21 protein-coding genes are annotated in these 19,197 nt (G+C 58.3%); 5 read left to right on the forward strand and 16 right to left on the reverse strand.

The features are described 5' to 3' along the window. Positions 1-20 precede the first annotated feature (20 nt). Positions 21-1,406: a multicopper oxidase family protein gene (locus ABLO27_RS24265; RefSeq protein ID WP_353036557.1), complete on the forward strand. Its 1,386-nt coding sequence runs from the start codon at positions 21-23 to the stop codon at positions 1,404-1,406. Positions 1,407-1,414: 8 nt separating this feature from the next. On the opposite strand, the gene ABLO27_RS24270 is transcribed toward ABLO27_RS24265, so the two are convergent. The 6 genes from ABLO27_RS24270 to ABLO27_RS24295 all read right to left on the reverse strand — a co-directional run bounded on the left by ABLO27_RS24270 (position 1,415) and on the right by ABLO27_RS24295 (position 5,751). Then, complete coding sequence (locus ABLO27_RS24270; protein WP_353036559.1) at positions 1,415-1,735, reverse strand: hypothetical protein; 321 nt, start codon at positions 1,733-1,735, stop codon at positions 1,415-1,417. Between the two features lie 233 nt (positions 1,736-1,968). Next, a complete protein-coding gene (locus ABLO27_RS24275; protein WP_353036560.1) occupies positions 1,969-2,241 on the reverse strand; it encodes a hypothetical protein in 273 nt (90 codons plus the stop codon). 375 nt (positions 2,242-2,616) lie between these two features. Then, on the reverse strand, positions 2,617-4,053 hold the full coding sequence (locus ABLO27_RS24280) for an alanine/glycine:cation symporter family protein (RefSeq protein ID WP_353036561.1): 1,437 nt from the start codon (positions 4,051-4,053) through the stop codon (positions 2,617-2,619). A gap of 226 nt (positions 4,054-4,279) precedes the next feature. Next, a complete protein-coding gene (gene rplT, locus ABLO27_RS24285; protein ID WP_352950455.1) occupies positions 4,280-4,639 on the reverse strand; it encodes a 50S ribosomal protein L20 in 360 nt (119 codons plus the stop codon). Between the two features lie 26 nt (positions 4,640-4,665). Then, positions 4,666-4,863: a 50S ribosomal protein L35 gene (gene rpmI / locus ABLO27_RS24290; RefSeq protein ID WP_023002610.1), complete on the reverse strand. Its 198-nt coding sequence runs from the start codon at positions 4,861-4,863 to the stop codon at positions 4,666-4,668. A 273-nt stretch (positions 4,864-5,136) separates the two neighbouring features. Beyond that, complete coding sequence (locus ABLO27_RS24295; protein WP_353036563.1) at positions 5,137-5,751, reverse strand: FMN-dependent NADH-azoreductase; 615 nt, start codon at positions 5,749-5,751, stop codon at positions 5,137-5,139. Between the two features lie 97 nt (positions 5,752-5,848). Between ABLO27_RS24295 and ABLO27_RS24300 the strand changes: the two genes are divergently transcribed. Next, on the forward strand, positions 5,849-6,754 hold the full coding sequence (locus tag ABLO27_RS24300; protein WP_353036564.1) for a LysR family transcriptional regulator: 906 nt from the start codon (positions 5,849-5,851) through the stop codon (positions 6,752-6,754). Between the two features lie 17 nt (positions 6,755-6,771). Here the strand turns inward: ABLO27_RS24300 and acuI are convergent, their stop codons facing one another. From acuI to ABLO27_RS24325, 5 genes are read right to left on the reverse strand one after another with little or no spacing between them, the layout of a single operon-like run. Further along, positions 6,772-7,764 (reverse strand): acryloyl-CoA reductase, encoded by a 993-nt coding sequence (gene acuI / locus ABLO27_RS24305; protein WP_353036566.1) that lies wholly within the window; start codon positions 7,762-7,764, stop codon positions 6,772-6,774. Between the two features lie 14 nt (positions 7,765-7,778). Next, a complete protein-coding gene (locus ABLO27_RS24310) occupies positions 7,779-9,413 on the reverse strand; it encodes an AMP-binding protein (protein WP_353036568.1) in 1,635 nt (544 codons plus the stop codon). Positions 9,414-9,415: 2 nt separating this feature from the next. Then, on the reverse strand, positions 9,416-10,537 hold the full coding sequence (locus ABLO27_RS24315; RefSeq protein ID WP_353036570.1) for a dimethylsulfoniopropionate demethylase: 1,122 nt from the start codon (positions 10,535-10,537) through the stop codon (positions 9,416-9,418). Positions 10,538-10,549: 12 nt separating this feature from the next. After that, positions 10,550-11,176 (reverse strand): DUF1326 domain-containing protein, encoded by a 627-nt coding sequence (locus tag ABLO27_RS24320; RefSeq protein WP_353036572.1) that lies wholly within the window; start codon positions 11,174-11,176, stop codon positions 10,550-10,552. Positions 11,177-11,186: 10 nt separating this feature from the next. Next, on the reverse strand, positions 11,187-11,981 hold the full coding sequence (locus tag ABLO27_RS24325; RefSeq protein ID WP_353036574.1) for a DUF2182 domain-containing protein: 795 nt from the start codon (positions 11,979-11,981) through the stop codon (positions 11,187-11,189). Between the two features lie 175 nt (positions 11,982-12,156). Here ABLO27_RS24325 and ABLO27_RS24330 point away from each other — a divergent pair, with 175 nt between their 5' ends. The 3 genes from ABLO27_RS24330 (at position 12,157) to ABLO27_RS24340 (ending at position 13,856) form a co-directional block, all read left to right on the forward strand. Further along, the gene (locus tag ABLO27_RS24330) at positions 12,157-12,888 is read left to right on the forward strand and encodes a FadR/GntR family transcriptional regulator (protein WP_353036576.1); all 732 of its coding nucleotides are present in this window, start codon (positions 12,157-12,159) and stop codon (positions 12,886-12,888) included. 84 nt (positions 12,889-12,972) lie between these two features. Continuing rightward, positions 12,973-13,506, forward strand: coding sequence for a hypothetical protein (locus ABLO27_RS24335; RefSeq protein WP_353036578.1), 534 nt, complete (start codon positions 12,973-12,975; stop codon positions 13,504-13,506). 203 nt (positions 13,507-13,709) lie between these two features. Continuing rightward, positions 13,710-13,856: a hypothetical protein gene (locus ABLO27_RS24340; protein WP_353036580.1), complete on the forward strand. Its 147-nt coding sequence runs from the start codon at positions 13,710-13,712 to the stop codon at positions 13,854-13,856. Between the two features lie 7 nt (positions 13,857-13,863). On the opposite strand, the gene hpaI is transcribed toward ABLO27_RS24340, so the two are convergent. The 5 genes from hpaI to gabD are packed head-to-tail and all read right to left on the reverse strand — an operon-like array spanning position 13,864 to position 19,186. Then, positions 13,864-14,655: a 4-hydroxy-2-oxoheptanedioate aldolase gene (hpaI, locus tag ABLO27_RS24345; protein ID WP_353036582.1), complete on the reverse strand. Its 792-nt coding sequence runs from the start codon at positions 14,653-14,655 to the stop codon at positions 13,864-13,866. Between the two features lie 12 nt (positions 14,656-14,667). Continuing rightward, positions 14,668-15,474, reverse strand: coding sequence for a 2-oxo-hept-4-ene-1,7-dioate hydratase (gene hpaH, locus ABLO27_RS24350; RefSeq protein ID WP_353036584.1), 807 nt, complete (start codon positions 15,472-15,474; stop codon positions 14,668-14,670). Then, on the reverse strand, positions 15,471-16,322 hold the full coding sequence (locus ABLO27_RS24355) for a fumarylacetoacetate hydrolase family protein (RefSeq protein WP_353036586.1): 852 nt from the start codon (positions 16,320-16,322) through the stop codon (positions 15,471-15,473). The genes hpaH and ABLO27_RS24355 overlap by 4 nt, the downstream gene beginning before the upstream one ends. Then, positions 16,319-17,716 carry a pyridoxal phosphate-dependent decarboxylase family protein gene (locus ABLO27_RS24360; protein ID WP_353036588.1) on the reverse strand — a complete coding sequence of 466 codons (1,398 nt, stop codon included), beginning with the start codon at positions 17,714-17,716 and terminating at the stop codon, positions 16,319-16,321. Before ABLO27_RS24360 ends, ABLO27_RS24355 begins: the two co-directional genes overlap by 4 nt. A 3-nt stretch (positions 17,717-17,719) precedes the next feature. After that, the gene (gabD, locus tag ABLO27_RS24365; protein WP_353037028.1) at positions 17,720-19,186 is read right to left on the reverse strand and encodes an NADP-dependent succinate-semialdehyde dehydrogenase; all 1,467 of its coding nucleotides are present in this window, start codon (positions 19,184-19,186) and stop codon (positions 17,720-17,722) included. Positions 19,187-19,197 lie beyond the last annotated feature (11 nt).

The following is a 19,197-nucleotide window of genomic DNA, read 5'->3' on the forward strand; positions in this document are numbered from 1 at the left end:
CCGTTTTCTATGAGGTTTTCATGCTCGATCTTTCGAGGCGAGAGTTCCTGCTCGGGAGCGCCGGAACCGCCGCGGCTTTCGCTATTGGCGGTGTAGCGGCAAGCCACGCAGCCGCTGCGGATCACGCACTTACGCTTGCCAGTCTCGACCACCGCATCATGCCCGATGCGATAACGAAAAACATGATGAGTTTTTCGCCGGACGGACCGCCTCCGGTCCTGCGCTTCAAGCAGGGACAGAAAACGTCCATCGATGTGACGAACAATCTCGATGAAGCATCTGTTGTTCACTGGCACGGGTTCAGAATTGCCAACGCCATGGATGGCGTTCCCTATCTGACACAGTACCCGATCGAAGCTGGCCAATCCTTCCGCTATGAGTTCACTCCTCCGGACGCGGGAACGTACTGGTACCACCCGCATTGCAACACATTGGAGCAGATGGCCCGCGGCCTGACGGGCGTCATGGTGGTGGAGGAGGAGGAGGATCCCGGTTTCGACCGTGATTTGCCGCTGAACATTCGTGACTTCAGGTTGGGAGGCGACGGTCAGTTTATTTCGCTGTTCAAGCCAAGAAGCGCGGCAAGAAGTGGAACGCTCGGAACGGTCTCAACGGTAAACTGGGAGATGGATCCGGTTCTTGAACTGGAAGCAGGCAGTCTTGTCCGATTGCGACTTGCCGTAACCGATGTCACCCGGGTCGGTACCTATGACATTACCGGCGGCGAAGCCCAGTTGATCGCACTCGATTCCAATCCTTTGCCGGAGCCCTTGCCTGCGACCGATATTCTTCTGTCGCCGGGGCAACGGGCCGATGTCGCATTGCGCGTTCCCGACAGCGAAGAGGAGATTGTCAATCTGGTGCTCAAGCGGAGCAACGGCAACCGGGTGGTCGCACGTTTCAGGCCGAAAGGGCCGAGCGCGAGACGAGACTTGAGAGAACTCAAGCCGTTGCCGCAGAATCCGGTGATGCTTCCGGATCTCAAGAACGCTGAAGTGATGGAGTTTGTCTTTGGCTGGTCACCGGAGGGGGATGCGCCTCAGTCCAGCTTGTGCGGAACGCTTGGCTACACGTTCTGGTCAATCAACCGAAAGGCATGGCCGGGAGATCTGCCTGGGCCGTTTGACCCGCTGGCAACAATGAAAATGGGGAAATCCTACATCTTGCGGCTTCGCAACGAGACACCGAACGACCACCCGATCCATCTGCATGGCGTGTCTTTCCAGCTTCTCAGGTCGAACAAGCGCAAGCTTCCGCCGTTGATTACCGACACGGCACTGCTTCAGAAGGAAGAAACGATGGACGTTGCGCTGGTCGCCGATAATCCGGGTGACTGGGCTTTCCACTGTCATGTGATCGAACATCAGAAAACCGGGCTTGCCGGCTTCCTGAGGATCGAAGGGTAACAGTCGGGTCAGGCCGTCAGCGAAACGGTGTAGGAATCTTCTTCCTGCTCCTTGGTGGCTGCTTGGTACTGTTGCAGGTGCAAGTGTTGCTCCAGCCGGGTTTCAGGGTGGTCCGGATGGTTTGCCAAAAGCTGTGTGGCGTATTCCGCATGTGCGCCGTGGTTGGTTTCACCCTGCAGCGCGGCAGAGGCGATATGGGCGGGGATCAGTGCCATGTCGCCGAAGCGGCCGTTCGCGGTGGAGGTCTGCTTCGCATCTGAAGCGGGTGCGACGGTCGGCTTCTGCCGGATGCGCAGTGCGTGAATTGCGGAAACTGGGGTCACTTGCATGTTCAAACTCCGTGGCGGGCCAGTCCGTGGCCAATCTTGTCGGAGGTCCGGGTGGTTCCCGGATCTGAACCTAATGTAGGAATTACAGCCGAAATTGAATGTGCTGCGCGTCACACATTGTCAGAACTGGCAATCACACAGCCGTGACAAGACAAAAAGAAACCCGGAGCTTGGCTCCGGGCTGAAGGTATCCAGTGGTACATCTGGAAACTTGGAAACTGATGGATCGTGTCCTATCGCTCGGTCTTGATCAGGTGCCCTGCGGACCTCTGGCGCGGCAGTGCCGCCGTTTCGCGATAGCTGTTGATGCCATTGACAGGCTCAGTCTGGCGGCGAAGCCTTGTCTGAGGCTCTCCGTCGCGCGTGGCAATCAAATGGGCCAGAAAAACCGAGTTGGGACGATAGTGCGTGGCAAAGGCCTTCTGTTCCCGCTCAAAGGCGGGCTGCAGCGGCACGGGCAGATGTGAGGCAAAGTCTTTCTGGCGTTCGGATTCCGTCTCTCCCACAGAGGGACGCTTCCGCCTCACATTGGCACGACCTGCCGAAGTTACCGGGTTCACTCGCACAATCTAACGCCTCGTTGTTTCAGAATGGCACGCCGGGTGCCGTCTTGCCTGAAACGTCGCAACTGCCATGCCACTTGGGGCCGACGTTAATAATTTAGGTGCAGAGTTTGGCCAAAAGAGGATCGTAAAGGTTAACAATGGTGTGAGGCCGGGACACTTTTCGATCACGCGGACCGGAGCAGGAGTGCTTCGAAATCCTGTTCACGCCGGTCAGTTCGTTCTCTCGGTTAAATCCCGGATGACAAAGCATTAACCAAATACGCGGCCTGGAAGCCGCGTAATTCGATTGCAGTCTTGCGTTTGGGTGCCCTTGTTTCAGTCGTCGTCGGGCAATTTGCCTGTCCAGGCGGTCCGGTCGATGTCGAGATCCGCAAACTGGTCCGGGTTCAGCAGCGGTCTTGCGACACCTTGGCTCAGCTGGGTTTTGAAATCCCGCAGAATGCGCAGGGCGGTCGGGAAGAGCATCAGCAGCGCCAGAAGATTGACGACGGCCAGCACACCCATCAGCGGATCGGAGAAGAAAAAGACAGCGGACGCGTTGGGGGCCGTCGCGCCGAGAAACACGATCATGATAACGAACCAGCGCAAGCCATGCACCCATGCGGAATTCCTGGACATGAAGGTGAGGGCGTTTTCGCCGAGATAGTAATTGTAGATGATCGAGCTGAATGCGAAGAGCAGCAGGGCTGCCGTCAGGAAATAGCTTGTCCATCCGCCAAGATGCGAAGCCAGAGACTGTTGAGTCAGAACGATACCGTCAACACCTTCGTTTCCAGGCTGGTAGACGTCGCCAAGCAGGATGATGAAGGCGGTGCAGGAGCAGATGACGATCGTGTCGATGAAGACCGAGAAGGACTGGGTGATGCCCTGGCTGATCGGATGCCGGACGCGCGCTGTTGCGGCCACATTGGGAGCGGAGCCGAGACCGGCTTCGTTGGAAAACAGACCGCGCTGCAGACCTTGCTGGATCGCGACACCCATGCCCCCGCCAACTAGCTCTTCGAAGCCGAAGGCATTCGCGACAATCATGTAGATGACGCGCGGCAGCTCGGTGATGTTGACCAGAATAGCCAGAAGCGCGAGCAGGATGTAGCCGACGGCCATGATCGGAACGATGACATCAGCCGTCTTTGCAATCCTGTGAATGCCGCCATAGACGATCGCTCCGGTCAGAATTGCCAGGAACACACCGCTCCACAATCTGTCGATGCCGAGACTTTCCTGTACGGCACCGGCAACGGTGTTGCCCTGAAAGGCGTTGAAGCCGATTGCGAAGGACGCGATCAGGCAGATAGCGTAAAGCACTGCCAGCCAGCGGAAATCCTCTCCGAGACCATGAATGATCGTTCGGGCGGGGCCACCGCGATAGGCTCCATCGCCGGTGGATCGTTTGTAAAGCTGAGCGAGTGAGCATTCGATCAGGCTGGTGCACATGCCGACGAGTGCAATCGCCCACATCCAGAAGACGGCGCCGGGTCCGCCCAGAGAAATAGCAACAGCGACGCCTGCAATATTGCCGCCGCCGACGCGTCCGCCGACGGAAAGCAACAGCGCCTCACGCGCGGAAATCGCTTTTTGATCCTCGGTCTGGTTCTTCGAGGAGAGAACACGGAACATGCGTTTGAAAAACCGGATCTGCGCAAACCCGGTGACGATGGTAAAGAACAATCCAATGACGACCAGAAAAGGTATCAGGGCAAAGCCCCATGTAAGGTCGCCGATCAATCCGAACAGATTTTCAAGAAATTGCATGTCTGCCGCACTCCCGCATCGCTTGGAAAGGCCGATACCGGAAAGCGTAAACGCTTGCCGTAAGGTTATGCAACTCCTGAATTAATTTCGCATTGCAGCAACTCTGAGGAGTTTGGGCGACAACGACCTCAACGCTACGGGTTCCTGGGTGATACACACCGGAGCGCGCAAAAAAAGCGCGATCCAAAGGACCGCGCTCTTGGAACTTCAGTTTGGATCGAAATCCTTAGGCAGCCAGTGCGCCCTGTGCCTGGTCAACCAGTGCCTTGAAGGCATCCGGCTGATTGATGGCCAAGTCGGACAGAACCTTGCGGTCGACTTCGATGCCGGCCTTGTTCAGGCCGTCGATGAAGCGGCCATAGGTCATGCCGTGCTGACGGGTAGCCGCGTTGATGCGCTGGATCCAGAGCGAACGGAAGTTGCGCTTCTTGGTCTTGCGGTCGCGGTAGGCGTATTGTCCTGCCTTCTCCACGGCCTGCTTGGCGACGCGGATGGTATTCTTGCGGCGGCCATAGTAGCCCTTGGCGGCCTTCAGAACTTTTTTGTGACGAGCGTGGGCGGTTACGCCCCGTTTGACGCGTGACATTTAGATGATCTCCTTCGGGGCTGGCGTTATGCGTACGGCAGGAACTGCTTCACGATCTTTGCATCCTGGTCGCTCAGCGTGGTGGTGCCACGGGCGTTGCGGATGAACTTGTTCGTGCGCTTGATCATGCCATGGCGCTTGCCGGCCTGCGCGGTTTTCACCTTGCCGGTCGCGGTCACTTTAAAGCGCTTTTTGGCGCCGGACTTCGTCTTCAGCTTGGGCATTTTGCATCCTTTCCTTTGTGCATCTGTCAAACGACAGACACTCTTTTGTTGGTGCATTCAGAGCCGACACGGCATGCCCTTGGTTGTCATGAATGGCTGCGTTCAAAACACAGAAAACCAGTCCACGACGAGCCGGACGACTCTGGACCGGGCGCTTATATGGGAGGTTTCCGCCGAATGCAACCGGATTCAGCGCTCAAGAGCCGAATTGACGGTCCGGTTTTGTCGCGGGCATCCGGTTGCTTCGGTTATTGTTTTCCGGCAGCTGGTCCGTCAGGCGGCCAGCTGACATTCCTTCTTCGCTGCTTCCACGTTGACTGCCACCGTGTCGGCATCCGCCGTGGTGCCCTGAACGGATATGAAACGGATATCGGTGATGCCGAGGAAAGACAGCAGGAACTGCAGGTAGGGTTGAACAAAATTGGCTGCGGAAAAGGCTTCTCCGTCCAGATAGCCCTCAGCGCCATAGGCGCAGACAACGACCGCGCGCCTGGTGCGCGCAAGGCCTTTGAAAGCGCCGTCCTCATAAGCAAAGGTGTGACCCATTCGAACGACCTGATCGATCCAGGCTTTCAAGGCGGCAGGTACGCTGAAATTGTAGATTGGAGCGGTGATCAGCAGAGTGTCTGCTTGTTGAAGTTCTTCGATCAGGCTGTCGGAAAGTGATGTGGCTTCCCGCAAGTCTGCCGTCATGGCAGCGTCAGGCGTGTAGAAACCTTCGATGGTCTTCTGGCTGATGATCGGGATGGAGCCGTCGGCTACATGACGGGACAGGACGCGGCAGTCCGGATGTTTGTTCCTGAAGCAGTCTTCAAAATGATCGGCAATCGCGGTGGAATGCGATCCGGTTTGCCGTGAGCTGGAGTTTATGCGCAGAAGCAAAGTCATTTGAGTTTCTCCATTGAATGATGGGTCTCAGCTTATTTCTGCGATTTCTTCAGAAAAATGCCGCATAATCCCTCATAATCGTGCATAAAATGCACGAATGGATATTCAGGCACTCAAGACCATTCTGCTGGTGAAGGACCTGGGCAGCATTGCCGCTGCCGCCAGGGCGCTTGACCTCGACGCGTCCAAGGTTTCCCGGGTCGTTGCGGGTGTTGAGCGCGAGCTTGGACTTCGGCTCTTTCAACGCAGCACCCGAAAACTGGCGACCACTGACGAAGGCGACCAATATCTGCGCCGGATTGCACCGCTGGTGGAAGAACTGGAAGCTGCTGGAGCGGAAGTCGCCTCCAGGGGTGGAGTGCCCAAAGGCACGATCCGGCTCACCGCGTCGGTGGCCTTTGTGCAGGAGGGCATCTTGCCGGTCCTGCCCAAATTCCAGCAGTTGTATCCGGATCTCACCGTCGAGCTTTATCCTGCAGATCACAATCTCGACCTTCTGGCTGAAGGTCTGGATCTGGCGGTGCGCCTTGCCGCTGCGCCGAAGGGCGATCTGATATCAACAAAGCTTCTTACGACCCGCTATCGGGTCGTGGCATCGCCTCAATATCTGGAGCAGGTGGCGCCGGTTCGTCACCCCGCCGACCTGAGCATGCTGAACTGCCTGTGTTTTGCGTTCCCCGGTTTCAAGAAATCCTGGCTCTTCAGGCAAAAGGGCTCCGATCCGTTTCCCGTCGAGGTATCCGGTAAGACCCTCATTGCCAGCGCGCCATCGCTGCGTGAAGCCGCGCGGCTTGGTATGGGGGCGGCCCTTTTGCCGGACTGGCTGATCCGGAAGGATCTGAAGTCCGGACGTCTGGTTGATCTTTTTCCGGAGTTCGAATGCGCGGCCTTCGATTTTGAAACCGCAGCCTGGATCTTGTATCCCAGCCGGACATATCTGCCACAGAAGGTCCGGGTGATGATCGACTTCCTCAGGGCGGAGCTGGGGTCTTCAGGACGCTGAAGACCCCGACTACCCGATTATGCATTCACATCGACAACAACGCGGCCCTTGACCTGACCCTTCAAGATGTCGGCGCCGAGCCCGGGCAGATCTTCCAGCGTTGCCGACTGGATCATGGCCTCAAGCTTGTCCATTGGCAGATCCTTTGCCAAACGCTCCCAGGCGCGAACGCGGGCATCATAGGGCTTCATGACACTGTCGATGCCCAAGAGGTTCACGCCGCGCAGGAGGAATGGAATGACCGTCGCCGGTAGCGCCGCGCCACCTGCAAGACCGACGGCGGCAACGGAAGCGCCGTATTTCATTTGCCCGAGGACCCTCGCCAGCATCGCTCCGCCGACCGCGTCGATGCATCCTGCCCAGGTTTCGGCCTCCAGTGGACGTTTGACGGTTTCATTGACATCGTCGCGCGGCACGATCCGGCTTGCGCCCAGGGACTTCAGATAATCCCAGGTGCTTTCCCGCCCGGTGACTGCAGCAACTTCATAGCCGAGGTTTGCGAGGATTGCGGTTGCGACCGACCCGACGCCTCCGGCTGCACCTGTCACCAGAACCGGCCCGTCCTCAGGCTTCAAGCCATGGTCTTCCAGTGCCATCACGGCCAGCATGGCGGTAAATCCTGCAGTGCCGACGGCCATGGCGTTGCGCGTGGTCAAGCCGTCGGGCAGGGGAACCAGCCATTCGCCTTTGACGCATGCCTTCTGGGCGTAACCGCCCCACCAGGCCTCGCCGACGCGCCAGCCGGTCAGCACGACCTTATCTCCAGGCTTGTACCACTCGTCCGAGCTTTCCTCGACAGTGCCGGCGAAGTCGATACCCGGTACGTGCGGGTAGTTGCGCACCAGTCCGCCGCCAGGCCCCACGCAGAGCCCGTCCTTGTAGTTCAGGGTCGAATACTCAACCGCAACGGTGACGTTGCCATCCGGCAGACGGTTTTCCTCTATCTCCTGAACGGACGCGCTGGTCTTGCCCTCTGCATCCTTGTCAACGATGAGTGCCTTGAAAGTCATGTGATTATGCCCTGTTAGCTGGTCTTGCTTGCGAGTGTCCCGGCCTTTTGGCGCAGAACATATTTCTGGATTTTTCCCGTTGCCGTCTTCGGCAATTCGGTAAAGACGATCTTTTTCGGCCGCTTGAAGCCGGCCATCTGTTCCTTGCAAAAGGCGATCAAGCTGTCTTCGGTGGCCTGACTGCCTTCCTTCAGTTCGACGAAGGCGCAGGGAACCTCCCCCCACTTTTCATCCGGCAATGCGACAACAGCAGCCAGGACAACGTCCGGATGCCGGTGAAGAATGCCCTCGACCTCAACTGACGAGATGTTTTCACCACCGGAGATGATCACGTCCTTCAACCGGTCCCTGATCTGGATGTATCCGTTTGGATGGCGCACAGCTGCGTCACCCGATCTGAAGGCCCCATCGGCCAGAGCTTCTTCCGTCGCCTCGGGGCTTTTGTAATACCCCTTCATGACCGTGTTGCCGCGAATGACGATTTCTCCCTGGGTCTCGCCGTCCGAAGGAACAGACACGCCGGTGTCGCGATCAACGACGTCGATAGATTCCGTCATCGGGAAGCCGACACCCTGCCAGGACTGCAATTCGGCCTGTTCTTCGGGTGTCAGGTCGTCCCATTCCTCTCGCCACAGACACTGAGACACATGACCATAGGTCTCCGTGAGCCCGTAGACCTGCATGACCTCGAAACCGAGTGCCTTTGTGGCTGCCAGAACAGCGGCCGGAGGTGGGGCCCCCGCAGTCATCACCTTGACCGGATATTTCAGCTCTTTTCGGTCCGGCTGAGGCGTGTTGACCAGCATCGACAAGACGATCGGAGCGCCGCCGAGATGGGTGATACCGTGTTCGGCGATCAGGTTGAAAACAGCTTTGCCCGTCACCTGCCGAATGCAGACGATGGTACCGGCGGTCAGCGTCATGGCCCAGGCATGACACCAGCCGTTACAGTGAAACATCGGAACGGTGTAGAGATAGACCGGGTGACGCGGCAATTCCCAGGCAATTGGCGTTCCCATGCTCATGAGATAAGCACCACGATGGTGATAGACGACACCCTTGGGACGGCCGGAAGTTCCGGACGTATAATTGAGAGCGATCGCCTGCCATTCGTCCACCGGACCCTGCCAGGCGAACGAAGCATCCCCTTCTTCAACGAGGTTCTCGTAGGTCTCTCTGCCGATTGGTTTGCCACCCGGAGCATCCGCGTCGACAATATTGACCACAGGCAGGTCGTTTCCGTTCACCCTGAAAGCTTCGCCGATGACACCGGCAAAGGCCGTGTCGGCAATGACCAGCTTTGCGTCGCTGTGATCAAGGATGTAGGCGACGGTTTCCGGTTCCAGCCGAATATTGATCGTGTTCAGAACCGCTCCGGTCATCGGGACCGCATAATGCAGTTCAAACAGTTCCGGGGTGTTGGCCGCCATGACGGAAACGGTGTCACCGACGCCGATACCCCGTGCGCGAAGACTGGAGGCAACTCTCTTTACGCGTTCATAGACGTCGCCCCAGGTGTATCGGCGGTCATTGTAGATGACGGCAAGGCGATCGGGGAATATCGCGGCCGTTCGCTCAAGAAAGGAGAGCGGTGAAAGCGGAACGTGATTGGCAGATTTGCGGGGCAGTGCCTCGTAATGCTCTCTCATCGTTAGCTTTCCTGATCGGTGAAGGGTGTTTCCCAGACAGTCGCCGGGCGCATGCCATGCGGTGTGTCGACCTGAACCCTTGTTCCGTCGTCCCAATGTGTCATCCGCACCATCCCGATCGCAACGTTGGTGCGAAAGTCGGGTGAATAGGCGGCTGAACTCACCGTGCCGACCTGTTTGCCGCCGGCAATGACCGGCCAAAGATCATCGCAGGGTGGAACCGGGTCGCCATCGATTGCGATGCTGCGGATCTGCCTTACCGGTCCTTCTACCGCGACGCGAAGAAGCGCATCACGTCCGATGCAGCCAATCGCCGCCTGTGTTTGACAAAACCGGCCAAGACCGCACTCGTGCGGCGTGTTGTTGCGCGTCATGTCGTTGCCGTAGGACAGGAGCTGACCTTCGATCCGCTCGATCAGGTTCGGGCAGCCCGCACGGACTTCGAGGTCTTCTCCTGCCGACATCAAGGCATCCCAGATCGGTTCGCCGAGATGCGATCCTTCGACATAGAGCTCAAATCCACCCTGTTTCGAATAGCCGGACCTTGCGAGGACGAGCCTGTGTCCCTGAAAGTCAACGTGGCCATAGCGAAAGAAGCGGATCGACCTGATCTCTTCGCCGAACACGCGGGCTACCAGATCTTCTGCCCTGGGTCCCTGGATCGCGAGTGGCGACACGTCAGGCTCGTCAACGTCGACTTCGAGGCGCAATGCGTGCGCAAGGCCCTTGATCCAAAACAGCAGGTCGCTGTCGGCAACAGAAACCCAGAATTTGTCTTCGGCCAGTTTTGTCGTTACCGGATCGTTCAGCATACCTCCCGTTTCGTCGACCATGGGCGTGTAGTAACATCGCCCTTCGGTCATTCCCGAAAGGTCACGTGGCGTCAGCATTTGTGCAAGACGCGCCGCGTCAGGCCCCCAAAGTTCAACTTGCCGCTCACAGGAGACGTCCCACACCTGAACCTTCGATTTCAGGTGGTGGTAATCCTCTTCAACGGTGTCGAACACCGTTGGCAGCAGCATGTGGTTGTAGACGGTGTACGCCTTGACACCGGCTGCCTCTACACGCCTGGAAAACGGGGTCTTCCGGGTGCGGCGGGAAATCGAAAGAAGCGGGGCCTGCATGCCTGACCCTCCCTATGCGGCCTGTTCGGCAGACGGGCCTGACCAGTCAATCTGACAGATCTCGGCGCTGCGTCCATCAAAGTCCCAAACCCGTCCGTAAGCACGAACCCGTCCCTGATTTGCGGTGGCAACGGTGATGTCCGGACCCATCCAGTATTCGGTGTTCGTGACCACGATATCCTCGTCCGGATTGCCGCCGGGAACCGGTTCCACTTCGCCCTTGATGGCCTTGCCGACAATCAGGCGGCGCTTCTTGCCTTCATTGGTGTAGGAAACCGGCGCGCGCTCAGCCCCAAGGAACTCGCTCACCAGAACGCGGAAGAGACCGGTGGTGCCTTTTGCCTGTCCGGAGAAGATCTTCAGGAGGCCGTCATAAGCGGCATCGCTTGCACGCTCGTCGATATAGGCGGCGGCTTTCCAGTTCCCGCGCGCCATCAGGCCGGGAATTTCCAGAACCAGGCCGACATTGAGACCCGAGAGATCCTCGCCCTCATAGTGACCCTCGTCGATGCGCACGCCCGCCCAGGCCTGGCAATAGCCCTCGGTGGGCGGATGCTTGCCCAGCGAGACGACACAGGGGCAAAAGACCGTGCAGTTGCAGTTCAAGATAAGTTCGCCGCGAATGGCCCAACCGGACATTCGATCCTCCCTAGAATAGATTTGGCATGAGTGGCAGGGCGACGACGGTCGACCCTGCGATGAAAAGAAAGACGCCGAGCGGCGCGCTGAGCTTCGCGCCGATCTGCGGAAGTTTTTCCAGTGTCATCAGCACCATGGCGAGACCCATGAACGCCAGGTTCATGGTGCCGGCAACAAAGGCGAGCAGCATCAGGGCCCAGCAGCAACCGAGGCACACCGCGCCGAGGCGCAATCCAAGCTTCAGGGCTCCAAGGTTGCCGGGCTGCCAATGGCTGAAGAAGAATGTCATCGGGTTCTGGCAAGCGCTGAGGCACGCATTCTTCAGGCTGGAAAACTGATAGAGAGCGGCGACGATCAAGAGCCCGCCTGACAGGATTTCGGAGGTCGACTGGCCGAGCGTGTTGAGCAGTCCAAACTCGGTCAGGCGGATCTGCAGAAGGGCCGCAACGAACGAAAACCCGAGCCAGACCAGCAGGTAACCACTGATCAGTGCCGCGAGGGACCGACCGCTGGCCGCATCGGTATGAGCCAGGTCGGAATAGGTCTTGAACGCGGGAAATGCCGTAGGGGCCATCATGGCCAGCGACATGAGCGACCACATCAGGACAGCGGAGGGAAAACCTGCATCGGCGATACTGCCCGCGCAAAGTGACAGAAGGTAACCCGGGCCCAGTTCTTGCCAGCCGGCTGGAAGCTCGAAGCTCGCCTGCATGGCAAACAACGCGCTCCAGGCCGCCAGAACACCGGCGAAAAACGTCAGCCACAGCAAGCTGTGGCCGGGAAACAGTCGTTCAAGCGACAGCACTCGGTTCCTCCCAAAATGCCCGGTGTTCGACCCGGTTTCCATAACGCTGCGCCTCGTTTGATGAAAAGTCAAACATTTAATTGTCAGACAATAGTAGATTTATGATTGACCGCACCGGTCCGCCTCTCTAGGTTTGGGAGAATTTCGCGGGAAAAACGTGTTTCTGGAGGACGCATTGGCGATTGAATTCAACACGATTCAAAAGGAAGGCCTGTCGGTCCAGATCGCCAATGCCATTCGAAACGCCATCCTCGAAGGACGCCTTTCCAGCGAAGAGCGATTGCCGAGCGAGGCCGAGCTGGCCGAACGTTTTGGCGTCTCCCGCTCCACCGTGCGCGAAGCACTCAAGCGGCTTGCGGCTCAGAACCTGATCCGAAGCGAGCGGGGCTCCGCAGGCGGGGCCTTCGTCAACCGGATGACCTGGGAAGAAGCACAGGCTAACCTGGTCACGGCAACGCGCCTGCTGATTGGCATGAACGACATTCCGCTGGAAGATGCGATCGAGGCACGTTTCGCTCTCGAGACATCGGCATTGCCGCTGGCAGCGGAAAAACGCACCGATGCTCACCTCGAAGCTTTGCGCAACGAAATTCGCAGGCAGCGGGATCCGCTTACCAGTGATGAGGATTTCTGCGCGTCGGACGTCTCGTTTCATTCGATAATCGCGGAGGCGACAGGAAATCCATTGCTGCGTTTCCAGCTGTCGGCTGCCTTTGAGTCCATGCAACCCCTGATGAACATGCTGGTCTATCGTTTGCGGGACCGAGAGCGGATTGCTGAACTGCATGAGGCCATGGCGCAGGCGCTCGAGGCACGGCAAAACACAGAGGCTTCGAGCCAGTTGGAAGCGTTGGCAACCTACACGAAAGAGCTGGCGGCACAGCGCCGCAAACCGCTCAAACCCTGACGACCTTCCTTCACCCGGCGTCGCCGTTCAATTGCCCATTTGTTTGCGCAATCTGCGGCAGGTTACAGCCGGGGAGGGTGTTTCATGCCTGCCAATCGTCTCGACCTGCCTTCAAACTACAACGCTGTTCACGTCGTCGGTGTGACACGGGGCGCCGATAAGATCAGGCCCACCGTCTATTTTGCGACCGGTTCCCATTTCACACAGTCACACAAGACCGCCAACAATATCGGCTATCATCCGCCCCCGGGACATCACCTGTTTTTCGGAAATGTCAGTGCCTCGGAGCTTGATCAAATCAAGGCGAGCGCACGTGCGGGCAATGGAGTGAAGGAGCCGCGCAGGCGGGCGCTGGCTTACTACCAAGGCCTTCTGGCCAAGTTTACCGACGGCACAGGCCGGGCCTGTCAGGTGCTGCCGCCGCCCCTTTCCCAAAAGCGCAAAGGCCTGGTGCTGCTGGAAGTGACGACAGACTGGCTTCATCGTTCGCGTTCGGCCCTGGAGCCGGTTTCCTATCAGGAAGCGGTGCAACTCGTTCGCAACATTCGCGGTCGGACGACCCGTAAACTGGGGCCTCATCAGGCAACCGGCGAATACTATTTCGCCGACCAGGCCTAGACCTGAAACACACATCAAGGATGAAAGCTTCTTCAGGTTCGAAACCCGGCTTCGGATCACGGGAATCGCCGTCTGACGCAGCGGCATTGCCTGATATACGTCTAAAGTATAATATAGACTAAAGTTGAATGCTGATTCGACGAGCAGAATGCGGCTGTTTTCCGTGCCGGATCAAATGGCCGCTGCCGAAAAGGAGCAAGCGCATGAAATTCTGGAGCTTTGCCGTTGTTGCCCTGATCCTTGTGGGAGTTGCCGCCGCAAAGGCTACCAACCCAAACCAGTCCCTAACTCAATCGACGAACTATTCCGGCGTGCCGGTCACCACATTGCACACACCGGCAACGCCTTGATGGCTCTTTAGTCCGGCTTCTGTTCGGACGCGAGTTCCCGGGCCTTTTCCGCTTCAGCGCGAATGGCGGATGCATAAAGCGTGACGTCGATGGATGTTGCAGCAAACAGAACGCCCAACTCCATGCACCTTGTCATGAATTCCATGTTGGTGCTCAGGATGCCAGGTGCCTTGCCGGATTTCTTTATCCGAACCAGGGCGTCTTCGATGGCGGCCACAACATCCGGATGGGTTGGCTGACCGATATGCCCCATATCGGCCGCAAGGTCCGCAGGTCCGATGAAGACACCGTCAACGCCGTCAACGGTCAGGATGTCGTCGAGCGCAGCAAGCCCGGCTCTGTTTTCCACCTGCACCAGCAGGCAGATTTCCTGATCCGCCGTCGTCAGATAGTCCTTGATTTCATTGAACTTCGACGCGCGCGCCAATGCGGATCCGACGCCCCGGACACCTTTTGGCGGATATTGCACGGCCGCAACCAGTTGTTCCGCCTGTTCCCTGCTTTCCACCATGGGGATCAGGAGAGATTGCGCACCGGCATCGAGAAATTGCTTGATCATCGAAGTTTCACCGATGGGCAGGCGGACAACCGGATGGCTATCTGAGGCCTCGATGACTTTCAGCTGCGCCATCATGCTGCGCAGGTCGTTGGGGGCGTGTTCGCAGTCGATCAACAACCAGTCGAAGCCAGCCGAGGCGGTGATTTCAGCGATGTAAGGATCCGCGAGCCCGACCCAGCATCCCATCTGCCGATGATCATCCTTAAGGGCTTGTTTGAACGTATTTTTGGGTGCGGGCATTCTTCAACTCACTTAAGCAAACGAACAGGAAACACTTCCGAAGGCGCCGAAATCGGCGTCTACCTCCGTTCCGGAGGGACATTCCACCGGGCGGATAAAGGAACCGGACAGAACAATGTGCCCTGCTTCGATCCTCTGACCGTAATCTGCCATGCGTCGGGCCAGCCAGACAACGCTTTCTACCGGATCATTCAGAACTCCGGCGCCGAGACCGGTTTCCTCCACCTCGCCGTTCCGGGCAACGATTGCGCCGGTCCAGCGAAGGTCGTGAGCCTCAGGCGCATGCTGTTTGTCGCCGAGGACCACTCCGGCATTGGCGGCGTTATCGGCAATCGTGTCGAAAACCTTTCGTGTCCTTCCGGTCTGCGGATCAACACGAACGATGCGTGTGTCGAGGATTTCCAGACAGGGGCAGACATAGTCTGTGGCGTTCAGAATGTCCTGACGGCTGACATTCGCTCCGCCGAGGGAGGATTTCATGACAAAGGCAATCTCGGCCTCAACCCGGGGCTGAATGAAACGGTCATTCGGAACGATACCGCCGTTGTCAAACAGCATGTCGTCAAACAGCATGCCGCTGTCGGGAATGTCGATCTTGAGAGCATCCTGCATGGCTTTGGACGTCAGGCCGATTTTCCAGCCGATGATCTTCCGGCCCGCCTCGAGCTTGCGGCGGGTCAGGGCGTTCTGAATCGCGTAGGCGCCATCCATGTCGAGATCCGGATGACGGAGCGAGAGCAGTTCTGTCTGGGTCCGGGTTTGCTCGGCGTTGAAGAGGTCTTCGGCTGCCTGGGTAACCTGGGTCGGTGTCAGGCTCATGCCTCGTCCTCCACGCCGTTGCGCAGGATACCGATGCCTTCCACCTCGACCTCAACAACGTCCCCGGGTTTCAGATAGCGCGGCGGGTCGAAGCGCGCCCCGGCACCTTTCGGCGTGCCTGTAACGATGACATCGCCTGGCTTGAGCGTCATGAACGTCGAGATATAGGCGATCTCTTCGCGGATCGGGAACATCATGCGCTTCAGGTAGTCGTCCTGGCGCACCTCGCCATTGACTCGCGTGACGATGCGGGCGTCATCCAGTTGTGACGGATCGTTGAACGGAACCAGCCAGGGACCCATTGCACCCGACCTGTCCCAGTTCTTGCCCTGGGTCACGTTGAATTTCGCATGACGAACCCAGTCGCGGATTGTGCCTTCGTTGCACAGGGTGAGGGCGGCGATGTGGTCATATGCGTCTTCCGGCTTGATCCGGCGGCCTTCCTTGCCGATGACGATGGCAACCTCGCCTTCGTAGTCGAGGGTGTGGTTTTCCGGTGGGCGGATCAAGGGGCGGTCATGACCGGTGAACCCGCTGGCGAATCTGGGAAAGAGCGACATGTATTTCGGCTGCGCGCTGCCATCCTTGTATTCTGCGTTTCTGTCAGGGAAGTTGACCCCGACACAGAGAATACGGGGTGCGTTGGGCAGAACCATCTCGAACGAGAATTCTGCATGCGTTGCGGACTTTTCTTTTGCCGATTCAGCCAGCGCACCCAGCCCACCCGCTGCGACTGCATCATACAAGGTTGGCCATTGAGAAAACTCTGGTGACAGGGCGATCATGCCCGCGTCGGTCACAGCGCCATAATAGGTCTGGCCATCTGCAGTATAGGTTGCAAACTTCATGCGATCTTTCTCCAGACGTCATTTATGACTTCAGCCGCCATCAGGACGTCTTCCCGGGTTGTGTTGAACTGTCCGACCTGGAAGCGAATGATTTTGCGCCCCTGAAAGGCGCCTTGGGTGAGGTAGATCCGACCGTCGTCATTGATTGCATCAACGAGGCGCTGCTGGTCGTCATCGTTGCCAGGGCAACGGAACGAAAACAGGCTCAGGATCGGTTCGGTCACGATTTCAAATCCGTTCATCGCGCGAACTTCTTCACAAAGCTCCCGTGACCAGGCCACGTGATTGCGTATTCTTTCCCTGAGGCCGTCCAGTCCATAAGCGCGGATCAGGAACCAGATCTTCAGCGCGCGGAACCGGCGGCCAAGAGGGATTGTCCATTCGGAATAGTTGGTGACGGCCTCACCAGTCGTTTTCAGATATTCAGGTTCGATCTTCAGGGTATTGAGCTGAGGGGCTGGGTCGGCGAGAAATTGGACAGAGCAATCGAATTGAGCACCGAGCCATTTGTGAGGGTTGAAGACGATGCTGTCGTATCCCTCGACACCCGCCCAGAATTCTTCCCGAAACTCCGGACAAATCATGGCCGCGCCCGCCCATGCCGCGTCAAGATGGGTGTAAAGATCTTCCTGCCGCGCTATCGACAGAACCTGTGTCAGTTCATCTGAACCGCCAACGCCCGTGCCACCGGTTATGGCAATAATTCCTGCCGGGGTGTAACCTGCTGCCCGGTCGGCGGCAATCGCTTCCCTGAGGGCTTTCGCGTCAATTGCGTGTCTTGGTCCCGTTCCCGGGATCTTGATCAGGTTCTCCTGCCCGATCCCGGCAACCCAGCACGCGCGGTCTATCGAGCTGTGGACCTGATCGGAACAGTAGATGCGCAGATTGCCTTTGCCCGAAAGGCCTTGCCTGTTGCCCGTGTATCCGGTCGCGCGTTCGCGCATGGTGAGTACAGCGGAGAGTGTGGCCGAGGAGGCACTGTCCTGAATGACGCCGGTATAGTGTTCCGGCAGGGCCAGAGCCTGGCGTAGCCAGTCGATCATGACGCCTTCGACTTCCGTTGCCGCCGGTGATGTTTGCCAGAGCATGCATTGCGCAGCGATTGTCGTGACCAGCATCTCGGCCAGCATGGAGGCTGGCGCGGCGTTGGCCGGGAAGTAGGCGAAGAAGCGCGGATGCTGCCAGTGGGTCATGCCCGGCATCACGACGCGCTCGAAATCGCCCAGGACGGTTTCCATCGCCTCGGCTGCCTCAGGAGGAGAGACGGGAAGCTGCGCTGCAATCGCGCCGGGGCTGGTTTGGGCCCGCACCGGTCGCTCGGACAAGGTTTTATGATAATCGGCTGCCCAGTCCGCAATATGCTTGCCCCAATGGGCGAATTCGTCCCAATTCATGTGTCACTCCGTTGCCGGATCAATGCCGCCCATACAGAGATACTTCAGCTCGAGAAAATCCTCGAGGCCATAGCGGGAACCTTCGCGACCCAGACCCGAAGACTTGACCCCGCCGAAGGGAGCTTCCGCCGTCGAAATCAGACCGGTGTTGATGCCCACCATGCCGTATTCGAGCGCCTCGCCAACTCGCCACACCCGGGCCAGGTCGCGGGAGTAGAAGTAGGATGCAAGGCCGAAGGGCGTGTCGTTGGCAGCGCGAACAACTTCGCTTTCGGTCTCGAATCTGAAGAGCGGGGCAACAGGGCCGAAGGTTTCCTCCCTGGCAATTGCCATCTCGGCATTGACGCCTGTCAGGACTGTCGGCTCGAAGAAAGTGCCTCCAAGGCTGTGGCGCTGACCACCCAAGAGGACATTTGCGCCCTTTTTCGAGGCATCGCTGATGTGATCTTCGACCTTTTCAACGGCTGCTTCGTCAATGAGCGGCCCAAAGGTAATGCCTTCATCAAAGCCGTTGCCAGTCTTCAAGCCACCGACCCGGGTCGCAAGCTTGTCGGCAAAAGCCTCATAGATACCGGACTGCACATAGATCCGGTTGGCGCATACGCAGGTCTGGCCGTTGTTCCGGAACTTGGCAATTACGGCCCCTTCGACGGCTTCATCCAGATCGGCATCATCAAAGACGATGAAGGGGGCATTGCCGCCAAGTTCGAGCGCCAGCTTCTTGATGGTCGGGGCGCACTGCTCGTAGAGCTTTGCTCCAACTTCGGTGCTTCCGGTGAATGTCAGCTTCCTGACAAGTGGATTGGCTGTCATTTCTGCACCGATCCGGCGGGCTGATCCGGTGACGACCGAGAAAACACCGGCCGGAATGCCTGCCCGCTCCGCCAGTACAGCGAGTGCGATCGCCGAAAAGGGGGTTTGCGAAGCCGGTTTGAGGACCATGGAACATCCCGCGGCGAGGGCTGGGCCAGCCTTGCGGGTGATCATGGCATTGGGAAAGTTCCACGGGGTGATCGCCGCCACAACACCGATCGGCTGTTTCAGCACCAGAATGCGCTTGTCCTGCTGGTGGCCTGGAACGATGTCGCCATAGGCCCTGCGGGCTTCTTCTGCGAACCATTGGATGAAGGACGCGCCATAGGCAATTTCGCCCTTGGCCTCGGCCAGAGGCTTGCCTTGTTCTGCTGTCAGGATCGCGCCGAGATCGTCCTGGTGCTGCATCATCAATTCGTACCAACGCTGCAGCACCGCCGAACGGTCCTTGGCGGTTCGCGCTGCCCAGGCATGGCGTGCGTCTTCGGCAGCGTCGATCGCTTCACGCGTTTCTTCAGCGCCGAGATCGGGAACATGGCCGATCAGGTCTCCGGTCGCCGGATTGCGGACCGCCAGTCCGGTTTCAGTCGTTGCTTCAATCCACCGGCCGCCGACGAGAGTACCCTGCCTGAGCAGGGATGCATCTTTCAGGTTCAACATGCTCAACT

The organism is Roseibium sp. SCP15 (genome assembly GCF_040329435.1).
GTDB lineage: Bacteria > Pseudomonadota > Alphaproteobacteria > Rhizobiales > Stappiaceae > Roseibium.